The following is an 8,960-nucleotide window of genomic DNA, read 5'->3' as shown; positions in this document are numbered from 1 at the left end:
GCTCCAGGCCGGGCAGCCCGGCCACCTGGCGCAAAAGCTGCGCAAAGCTTGTGCCGTCGCCGCTTTTATCCTGACCGAAGGCATTGACATTTTGGCCCAGCAGGGTGATTTCGCGCGCGCCCCGGTCGAGCACGGCGCGGCATTCATCAAGAATGGCGGCAGCCGAACGTGATTTCTGGCGTCCGCGTGTAAAAGGAACGATGCAGTATGCGCAAAAATTGTCGCAACCCTGCATGATATTGACAAAGGCCACCGGGCCGGAAGTGAATTCGGACGTTTCCGGGCCGGCTTCGCGTTCAACGTAATGGCTCGTGAAGTCCAGCAACGAAAGGCGCAGGCCAGGCTCTTCCAGCAGGCGTTCGATAGCTGCGGGAGCACCGCTTATGCCGTCGCTGCCCGCCACAAGGCGCACCTGACTTTCCTTGCTGAAAAACGCCTCACCCAGTTGTTGCGCCACACAGCCCGCCACCCCCACCAGAACATTGGGATTGCCGCCACTGACCTGGCGGATGCGTCCAAGGGCGCTCATGACCTTTTGTTCCGGTTTTTCACGCACCGAACAGGTATTGACCATCACCACCTGGGCATCTTCAAGTGAAGCTTCAACAAAGCCGCGTGTTGTGAGGGCACGGCCCAGCCACTGGGAGTCGTGCACGTTCATCTGACAGCCGAACGTAATGATATGGTAAGATTTTTCGATCATGGCTGCTATTGTTCAATGTCCAGGTCTGCCTCGTACATGCCGGACGCCTCTTCTTCTTCCAGGGCGGCCACGCGGTCTTCCAGCCAGTCCAGCACTGCGCGGGCGGTGTGGTAATTGAGCAGGATGCGGCTGTGGATGCAGCGGGTCACTTCGCGCGCGTCATCCTCACCGGGAACCATTTCATAGCCGATGGAACCGTCGGGGGCCACAAGCTGTTCGGAAAAAGCGGGCAGCGAATCACTTTCATGATAGAAATTCATTTCTATTTCGCCCTGGGGATTGATGCCTCCCCATACGCCGTGGGCCGTTTGCAGGCGGGCGTCTTCGTCCGTTTTGTACCTGTAGCGGATTTTGGCGGGATGTGTATTGGCTTTGTTCATACGGATTCCTTTTCTTCGTTTCATGACGTATGGGGCAAAGGCATATGATAAAAAAGCTGTCCTGCCAAGTAAAGCCGGGCATGGCGTCCACGGGGCGCAAAGCCGCGAAAAAGGCTGTTCCACAGCCGCAGCCGCCTGCGAAGCGCTGCGCGAAGCCGGTGGTATTTGCGTGTATGGCCCTTGACGAGGCCCGTCCCTTGGTTAAACTATCAGACGGGGAGTACGCGCGTCTGGCTGACAGATGCTGGCGTATTGCTTTGGCGGCGTATTGGCCGCGTCTTTTTCTTCCAAGGAGCGCATGTGAGCGAGGTTAACAGTGCGGGCGGCGAGCCCGGTGTAAAGACACACGACATCCAGCCCTATTTTGACATGGAAGGCTTCATGGTCATGAGTCAGGAGAAACGCCTCGGGGGGGCGGTGCTGGAACGGCTTGTTGATCTGTGGGGTCAGTGGCTGCCGCAGTTGAAGGTGTGTGAAATTTCCACGGGCAAGATATCGTATCTTGCGGTCTGGCTGCCGGAATCCATTGAGATCGATGTGGATGAGGCCTGGGAAAAATCCGCGTCTGACGGGTTTATGATCAACAACCTTGCCCAGTTCATGTGCATGAGCGCTGTGCAGGCCATGCTGCCCCAGGTGGAAGATGCCGGCTGTGCTCCATCGCCCCGGCCTACGGAAGCCCTGCGTGCGGCTCTGGAAAAAATGGGGCTTGAGTACAGGCCCGGATCGTCGGTTCTTGCGCGCCGCTTTGCGGTTGTTACGCATTTTCCTTTCCGTGGCGGCTGCGAAATCTGCCACCTCCAGTCCGAATGTCCCAAAGGGCAGGGTCAGGCCGAGAGCGCCAGCATTCTGCTGCCGGGTTATGAACGCGGCGCGGACGAGGGAATCAGCCAGTAAAAATTGGGGGGGGGCGGCTTGAACGGCCGCTTCCCATTCTTTTTTACCGGCCCTCCATGACAAGGGTGCGGGCTGCCCCTGAGGATGTGCGCACCACCAGTTCCACAGTGCGTGCATTGCGAGAAACGCTTTCCACCAGGCAGGTTTCCGTGGTGTCGGTGTCGTAGTTGCGCACATCCACGGTGTCGCCCGGAGAAGGCACTCGGTCGGGGTTTACTTCTACAAGGTCGGTGGAGGCTGCGTCAAAACCATCCCATGCCCGGATTTCCGGGGGGACACACAGGGAAAAACTCAGGCTGCCCGCAAGGGCCGCTCCCATAAGCAGGTATTTCATGCAGGCAGATGTAAATCCATTTCCGCTTCTTGGCAACAGGCATGATGTGGAAGAAAACGTGGGGACAGCTTCCAAGCGGATAATTTCCGCTGCTTCTGCGCCCCTGGTGGACGGGCATGGCCGGGTTGTGCGTTATTTGCGCCTTTCCGTCACGGATCGCTGCAATCTGCGCTGCATGTACTGTTGCAGCAATGCCAGGCAGACCTGTATTCCGCATCCGCAGGTGCTGCGGTATGAGGAAATGGCGCGCATGGTAGGCATTATGGCCCGCCTTGGCGTGGTCAAGGTGCGCCTGACCGGGGGGGAGCCGTTTGCCCGGAAGGGGTGTGACGGCTTTCTGCATATGCTGCACGAGCGGTTTCCGCAGATGGATCTGCGCCTTACCACCAACGGAACCTTGCTTGAGCCGCATATTCCCCTGTTGCGACAGGTGGGGGTAAAGGCTGTTAATCTGTCTCTGGACAGTTTTGACCGCGAAACTTTTGCCAGGGTTACGGGGCGCGACATGCTGCCCGCCGTGCTGTCGGCGCTGGACAGGCTGCTGGCTTCTGACATCAGGGTAAAAGTGAACGCCGTGGCTATGCGGGGCGTTAATGACGGGCAGATGGACGATTTTGTCCACGCGGCGCGCACCATGCCCATTGACCTGCGCTTTATTGAATTCATGCCTATGGGCAGCGGCACTCTTTGGAATTCAAGCACCTTCTGGTCGGCTGCCGATATCCGCGCCGAAGCGGAAAAACGGGTGCGCCTTGTGCCTGAAAAAGAGGACAGGGCCGAGGCCGGGCCTGCCCGCATGTTCCGGGTGGAAGGGGGCAAGGGGCGCCTTGGCTTTATCACCGCTGTCAGTTGTCATTTTTGTGGTTCCTGCAATCGCTTGCGTCTCACCAGCGACGGTAATCTGCGCACCTGTCTTTTTGACGACAGGGAATACGAACTGCGCCGGTTTTTGCGTGACCCTGCCATGACGGACGCTGATATCGAGCGCGTCATACGCGCTGCCTGCGCCGAAAAGCCCGTAGGAGCGGAACTGCTTGCAAACCGTTCCGGCGATGAAGTGGCCGTCAGGCAGATGGTGGGCATCGGCGGTTGACGCCCGGTGGGGCCGCTTGGAAAAAACGGGGCATTCGGTTATGCTGGCCGCTGCGTACGCACCTGTGTGGGGCTGTGCCGCCAGTAGTATCTTCTGACCCGCAAGGAATCCATGATAGCCTATCTTGAAGGCCGCCTGGCCGAAACATGGGGCAATACCTGCCTGCTCATTACCGAAAGCGGTGTGGGCTATGCAGTGGCTTTGCCCGCGCACACCCTGTCCGTCCTGCCGGGGCGGGGAGAGCACCTTGCCCTGTATACGAGTCTTGCCGTGCGCGAAGACGCGCTTGAACTTTTCGGTTTTGCCACGTTTGAAGAACGGCAGACGTTTGAGGTGCTTGTTTCCATATCCAAGGTGGGAGCACGCACGGCTCTGTCCATTCTTTCCATCTACAGACCCGAGGATTTGCGCCGCATCGTCTTTGAAGAAGACGTGATGGCCCTCACCCGCGTTTCGGGCATCGGCAAAAAGACCGCGCAGCATGTTTTTCTTGAGCTTAAATACAAACTCAAGGTGGATGACGCCCCGCAGGCCGCAGTGCTGGCTTCCACGGGTGAAAAGCCGGGATCCGTCTTTCGAGATGTGCTTGCCGGTCTTGCCAACCTTGGCTACGCCGAAGACGAGTGCGCTCCGATGGTAAAAAAACTGCTGCATGAAGAGCCTGATCTGGATGTAAGCGGCGCACTCAGGGCCGCCCTGAAGGCCCTGGCCAGAGGGAGAGCCTGATGCCCGAGTCTTGTCAGCCCCAGGGGGCCGTCAATATTGATGAAAGCGTACGCCCACGCAGTCTGGAAGATTTTATCGGCCAGGATGACCTGCGGGCCAATCTGCGCGTCTACCTTGATGCTGCCCGCGAACGCGGCAAAGCCCTTGACCATACGCTTTTTTACGGCAATCCCGGCCTGGGCAAAACCACGCTTGCGCAGATCATGGCCACAGAGCTTGGCGTCAACCTCGTGTGTACTTCCGGCCCTGTGCTTGAGCGCAGCGGCGATCTGGCCGCCATTCTCACCAACCTTGGGCGGCACGATATTCTTTTTGTAGATGAAATCCACCGAATGCCCATCGCGGTTGAAGAAGTGCTGTATCCGGCCATGGAGGACTTCAAGCTTGATCTTGTTATCGGCCAAGGCCCTGCGGCCCGCACCGTAAAGATTGACCTTGAACCCTTTACCCTTGTGGGAGCCACCACGCGCATGGGGCTTATTTCTTCCCCCCTGCGCGACCGCTTCGGCATCGTGGCACGGCTTGAATATTACAGTTCCGCTGATCTGGCCCGCGTGGTGCAACGAACCGCCCGCATTCTCGGCGTGGTCATCACGCCTGACGGGGCGGAAGAAATAGGACGCCGCTCGCGTGGCACGCCGCGTATTGCCAACCGTCTGCTGCGCCGTGTGCGAGACTTTGCGCTGGTGCACGGTGACGGGCAGGTAAACGGGCATGAGGCTTCTGTTGCGCTCAAGCGTATGGACGTGGACGAACTCGGTCTGGATCAGATGGACCGCAAGCTGCTTGAAGTGCTTATCAAACACTACGATGGCGGCCCTGTGGGCATAAAAACGCTGGCCGTCGCCTGTTCTGAAGAAGTGCGGACAATTGAAGACATTTATGAGCCGTATCTTATCCAGTGCGGTTTTCTCAAGCGTACGCCGCGTGGCCGCATGGCTACCGCGCGTGCCTATACCCATCTGAAACTGCTGCTTTCCTGAAGCACGGCAACCAGCGGTCCCGGAACAGGGATGGGCCAGGCTGTGCGCTTCACCACGCGGGTGCAAAGGAGCCCGGCTGTGCTGCCGCGGCCTCGCCTTTATTTGACCGGCACTGCGGTCCAAAGGCCTGGCCCTGTGCAAGCTGCCTGCGGCCGGGGAACACGCTTCAGGCGGGGCATCTGCACTGCCGGATATCTAAGCAGGACGGAGGACATTTGCTATGCCGACCCGCTCAAAGATTTTTTCACGATGCTGCGGCTTGCAAGGATTGGAGAGCATATGACGCTTCAGGTACTGCCGGGGGAATTCTCTGTCTGCAAGGTCGTCGACATGGCGGCGGTGGACTTCACGGCTTCGTGGCTTTTTGTGGGTAAAACCGATGCGGAGCTGTCTGTGGTCTGCCTGCGGGAGGATGCGCCGCAACAGTATGAGGCGCGTGAAGACGGCTGGCGGGCTTTTCGTGTGGCCGGGCAAATGGACTTCAGCCTGACCGGGGTGCTGGCGGGGCTGTCGGCGGTGCTGGCCCAGGCCGGGATCAGCATTTTTGCCGTATCCACCTTTGATACTGACTATGTGCTGGTAAAACAGGACAGGCTGGCGGCTGCTCTCGCGGCCCTTGAATCTGCGGGCTATGGCGTTGAGGCGGTTTCGGACTGAAACGATGCACCGTGTGAGCAACATATGGAGCAGAGCCGTTCACGAATGACGTGCGCCAGCAGCCCTGCAAGGATTTTTCAGGAAAATTCCAGCCACGTAATGCGGGCAGGCAGGCTTTGCCTGCCGTAAGTGAGCATTTTACGTGCCAAATGCTCTGCAGCTGGATATGAATGAAAAGTTCGGAGGGCAGAACGTTTCTTGTGCGTTCTGCCCTCCGGGTTCTTGTTCAGCAATGGATTCTTGAAGAGAAGTGCCGTAACGCCTTGCGAATTTGGGCTCGCAAAAGCAGCATGCGCTACTGTTCGATCTTTCCGGCACGAGCCGCATTGAGCACGGCCATGAGGGCCACGCCCACGTCGGCGAACACCGCTTCCCACAGGCCGGAAAGGCCAACAATGCCAAGCCCCATGAACAGGCTCTTGATGCCGAGAGCCATGATGATGTTCTGCCACACGATGGTGCGGGTGCGGCGGGCTATGCGCAGCAGTTCGGGCAGGCGCGCGGGATTGTCATCCAGAATGACGACATCAGCCGTTTCAATGGCTGCTTCCGAGCCAAGCCCGCCCATGGCGACCCCTACACCAGCTGTAGCCAGAACAGGGGCATCATTGATGCCGTCGCCCACAAAGATGGTGTTTTCCACCGGGCCAAGAGATTCAAGGGCTTCGGCCTTTCCCTCTGGCAGCAGGTCAGCTTTGAGAACATCCAGTCCAAGCCTCTGGGCGATGGGAAGAGCCTGTTCTGCACGGTCGCCGGTCAGCATGGCAATGGTGCTCACACCAAGATGACGCAGGCTTTCAACGGCTTCGGGCGACTGGGGCTTGAGGCGGTCAGCAACCACGAGCGCGCCAAGCAGACGGCCGTTGCGGGCCACCTGAACAATGCTGCCGGGCATGTTTACCGCTTGCGGCTCAATGCCGTTGGCCTCCATCAGGGCCGCATTGCCGGCCAGAAGAATAGTGTCTCCTATGGTTGTTTCAACACCCTTGCCGGGGATTTCGCGCATTCCCGTGATGGAAGAATCATCGGCGATGATATTGGCTTTTTCCGCAGCCCTGATTACGGAGCGGGCAATGGGATGGTTTGAACGGCTTTCGGCCAGTGCAGCGGCTTGCAGCAGGTCCTCTTCACCGGTTCCGGGCGCCGGAAGCACGGCGTTGACCTCAAAGACTCCTTCGGTCAGGGTGCCGGTTTTGTCCAGGGCCGCCACGCGGATATCGCGCAGCTTGTCCAGCACCGCGCCGCCCTTGATGAGGATGCCCCGGCGGGATGCCGCGCCTATACCGCCAAAATAGCCGAGCGGGATGGATATGAGCAGGGCGCAGGGGCAGGAAATAACCAGAAGCACCAGCGCGCGGTAAAGCCACTGTGAAAAGTCGCCCAACCCCAAAAGAGGCGGCAGCACAGCCACAAGCAGGGCAAGGCCGGTTACGGCAGGTGTGTACCAGCGGGCCATGCGGGTGATGAAACGTTCAGTGGGGGCCTTGCGGGCAGCGGCGTTTTCCACCATTTCCAGAATGCGTGCGATGGACGATTCGGCAAATGCTGCGGTCACCTCCATACGGATAGCGCCATTAAGATTGATGGTTCCGGCAAGAGCGCGGCTGCCGGGCTTCAAAAGAAGCGGCACGGATTCGCCAGTGAGCGGGGAGGTGTCGACCTGCGAGCTTCCTTCAAGCACAGTGCCGTCGAGCGGGATTTTTTCGCCGGGACGTACAAGAATGTGGCTGCCGGGGCCAAGGTCTTCCGGCTGCACGTCTCTTGTGCTGCCGTCAGCAAGCATTTCATGAGCGGTGCTGGGGCGGGCAGCCAGGAGCGCCTTGACCGAACGGCGTGAATGTCCCGCAGCACGTTCCTGCACAAATTCGCCTATACGGTAGAAGAGCATTACCCCCACGGCTTCGGGCAACTGCCCAAGAGCAATGGCCGCAATGGTTGCGCCGCCCATCAAGTTGAACTCATTAAAGAAGTCTTTCCTTAAGATGCTGCGTGCGCCAAGGCGTAGTACGTCATAGCCGCAAAGGAAGTACGGCAGGGCGTAGAATACGACAATGACCAGCCAGTTGGGGATATGCCGCGTCATGGCCTCATCAGCTACCATCCCAATGGCAAAAAGCGCTGCTGAAATGCCCATGATGGCAAGTTCCCGGCGTTCATCCCCAGGACCATGCTCATGAGAATGGTCATGGCAGCCGCACGAACTGCAGCCGCAGCCGTGTTGTTCATCCTCGTTTTCTGTCGTTTCGCAGGCGGCGCCAGGTTCGGCGGTTGCGCATGCGCAATCCTGAGCGTTCTGTGAACTCATGGGGGCCAGGGGGTGGGCGGTGGAACCGCAGGCGCAAGTGTGTCCGCTACTGTGGTTATGGTCTTTTGCGGAGCAATGGCTCATGGGGGTCTCCTGTATGAGGCATCGGGGTGATTCAGTTAGCTGTGTTGTCCGTGTCGGCTTCGGGGGCCGTCTCGTCGCTGCCGTCAACTTCGTCGGCCGGCACGCGAATGTGCTTGCTTTTCAAAAAATCATGAATTCCGGCGTTATGCGTAATCCCGCGCAGCGCGGCCTCGTCCTGGGCAATTTGCGGGCTGTCGGCCAATTCGTTCATGGTCCACGCCAGAGCCGCGCGGATGCTTGGTGATGGGTTTTGCGGCAGCCGGTAGTAAACCCATCGACCTTTTTTGATACTCTCGATGAGGCGTGCCTGGCGCAGCAAAAATAAATGCTTGGAAGTCGTGGACGCCGCAAGGCCGAGAAGGGTGGTGATCTCGCACACGCATAGCGTTCGCAAGCGCAGGGCCATCAGGATGCGTGCGCGGTTTTCATCGCCCAGGGCGCGTACTGTGGTTATGAAGGTAAGCATTGTTCTCTCCCCTGGCTCACAGCGTGGTTTGTATCGGCCAAATTCGTTGGTTTTGCGGCAGTGCGGCGAAGCGCCGGTCTTGATCCTGCGATGAACGGTTTAAAGTCATTTCGTCTTTTGACGAAATATAGAAATGAGGCGTGGCTTGTCAAGCATATTTCGTCATATGACGAAATATTGTGCTATAAACAGTATGAAGTCTGAGTGTTGTGGGCTGTCTTGTCTTGGGAGTGCTGGTGGCGCTGTCTGGCGGGTTGGTGCGGGATGTGGCTCTGGGCGACACGGCCCGCCTGGTGGAAGAAGGCAGTTACGCCACTGCAGCGGCTTTGGGG

11 protein-coding genes (1 of these 11 cut by a window edge) are annotated in these 8,960 nt (G+C 58.7%); 6 read left to right on the top strand and 5 right to left on the bottom strand.

Going from position 1 to position 8,960, the window contains the following annotated elements:
- Together V6C16_RS03965 and V6C16_RS03960 are read right to left on the bottom strand one after the other, a co-directional pair.
- On the bottom strand, positions 1-703 hold a 703-nt coding region (locus tag V6C16_RS03965; RefSeq protein WP_333542788.1), incomplete at its 3' end, for a radical SAM protein.
- Between the two features lie 5 nt (positions 704-708).
- A complete protein-coding gene (locus tag V6C16_RS03960; protein ID WP_333536718.1) occupies positions 709-1,083 on the bottom strand; it encodes a hypothetical protein in 375 nt (124 codons plus the stop codon).
- A 300-nt stretch (positions 1,084-1,383) separates the two neighbouring features.
- Here V6C16_RS03960 and V6C16_RS03955 point away from each other — a divergent pair, with 300 nt between their 5' ends.
- Complete coding sequence (locus V6C16_RS03955) at positions 1,384-1,980, top strand: hypothetical protein (protein WP_333536716.1); 597 nt, start codon at positions 1,384-1,386, stop codon at positions 1,978-1,980.
- A 43-nt stretch (positions 1,981-2,023) separates the two neighbouring features.
- Here V6C16_RS03955 and V6C16_RS03950 read toward each other — a convergent pair whose 3' ends face one another.
- A complete protein-coding gene (locus tag V6C16_RS03950; RefSeq protein ID WP_333536715.1) occupies positions 2,024-2,314 on the bottom strand; it encodes a DUF5334 domain-containing protein in 291 nt (96 codons plus the stop codon).
- On the opposite strand from V6C16_RS03950, the gene moaA reads away from it, so the two are divergent.
- From moaA to V6C16_RS03930, 4 genes are all read left to right on the top strand, one after another.
- The gene (moaA, locus tag V6C16_RS03945) at positions 2,313-3,407 is read left to right on the top strand and encodes a GTP 3',8-cyclase MoaA (protein ID WP_333536714.1); all 1,095 of its coding nucleotides are present in this window, start codon (positions 2,313-2,315) and stop codon (positions 3,405-3,407) included. The genes V6C16_RS03950 and moaA overlap by 2 nt on opposite strands.
- Positions 3,408-3,518: 111 nt before the next feature.
- Positions 3,519-4,133: a Holliday junction branch migration protein RuvA gene (ruvA, locus tag V6C16_RS03940; RefSeq protein WP_333536713.1), complete on the top strand. Its 615-nt coding sequence runs from the start codon at positions 3,519-3,521 to the stop codon at positions 4,131-4,133.
- The gene (ruvB, locus tag V6C16_RS03935) at positions 4,133-5,116 is read left to right on the top strand and encodes a Holliday junction branch migration DNA helicase RuvB (RefSeq protein WP_333536712.1); all 984 of its coding nucleotides are present in this window, start codon (positions 4,133-4,135) and stop codon (positions 5,114-5,116) included. Before ruvA ends, ruvB begins: the two co-directional genes overlap by 1 nt.
- 279 nt (positions 5,117-5,395) lie before the next feature.
- Positions 5,396-5,773, top strand: coding sequence for an ACT domain-containing protein (locus V6C16_RS03930; RefSeq protein ID WP_333536711.1), 378 nt, complete (start codon positions 5,396-5,398; stop codon positions 5,771-5,773).
- A gap of 295 nt (positions 5,774-6,068) precedes the next feature.
- Here the strand turns inward: V6C16_RS03930 and V6C16_RS03925 are convergent, their stop codons facing one another.
- Both V6C16_RS03925 and V6C16_RS03920 read right to left on the bottom strand, forming a co-directional pair.
- Entirely contained in the window at positions 6,069-8,162 is a 2,094-nt protein-coding gene (locus tag V6C16_RS03925) for a heavy metal translocating P-type ATPase (RefSeq protein ID WP_333536710.1), read from the bottom strand.
- A gap of 31 nt (positions 8,163-8,193) precedes the next feature.
- The gene (locus V6C16_RS03920) at positions 8,194-8,628 is read right to left on the bottom strand and encodes an ArsR/SmtB family transcription factor (RefSeq protein ID WP_333536709.1); all 435 of its coding nucleotides are present in this window, start codon (positions 8,626-8,628) and stop codon (positions 8,194-8,196) included.
- A gap of 209 nt (positions 8,629-8,837) precedes the next feature.
- On the opposite strand from V6C16_RS03920, the gene V6C16_RS03915 reads away from it, so the two are divergent.
- On the top strand, positions 8,838-8,960 hold the beginning of the coding sequence (locus tag V6C16_RS03915; RefSeq protein ID WP_333536707.1) for a TRIC cation channel family protein. It continues 129 nt past the right edge of the window; only the first 123 of its 252 coding nucleotides appear in the window; it begins with the start codon at positions 8,838-8,840; its stop codon lies beyond the right edge, outside the window.

The organism is Desulfovibrio sp. 1188_IL3213 (genome assembly GCF_036763145.1).
GTDB lineage: Bacteria > Desulfobacterota > Desulfovibrionia > Desulfovibrionales > Desulfovibrionaceae > Desulfovibrio.
This window is presented reverse-complemented; position numbering and strand designations above follow the sequence as displayed.

Bases quoted from the DNA above. Each gene is read 5' to 3' on its own strand.
- V6C16_RS03960 (WP_333536718.1), bottom strand. From the start codon at position 1,083: ATGAACAAAGCCAATACACATCCCGCCAAAATCCGCTACAGGTACAAA.
- moaA (WP_333536714.1), top strand. From the start codon at position 2,313: ATGCAGGCAGATGTAAATCCATTTCCGCTTCTTGGCAACAGGCATGAT.
- V6C16_RS03950 (WP_333536715.1), bottom strand. From the start codon at position 2,314: ATGAAATACCTGCTTATGGGAGCGGCCCTTGCGGGCAGCCTGAGTTTT.
- ruvA (WP_333536713.1), top strand. From the start codon at position 3,519: ATGATAGCCTATCTTGAAGGCCGCCTGGCCGAAACATGGGGCAATACC.
- ruvB (WP_333536712.1), top strand. From the start codon at position 4,133: ATGCCCGAGTCTTGTCAGCCCCAGGGGGCCGTCAATATTGATGAAAGC.
- V6C16_RS03930 (WP_333536711.1), top strand. From the start codon at position 5,396: ATGACGCTTCAGGTACTGCCGGGGGAATTCTCTGTCTGCAAGGTCGTC.
- V6C16_RS03925 (WP_333536710.1), bottom strand. From the start codon at position 8,162: ATGAGCCATTGCTCCGCAAAAGACCATAACCACAGTAGCGGACACACT.
- V6C16_RS03920 (WP_333536709.1), bottom strand. From the start codon at position 8,628: ATGCTTACCTTCATAACCACAGTACGCGCCCTGGGCGATGAAAACCGC.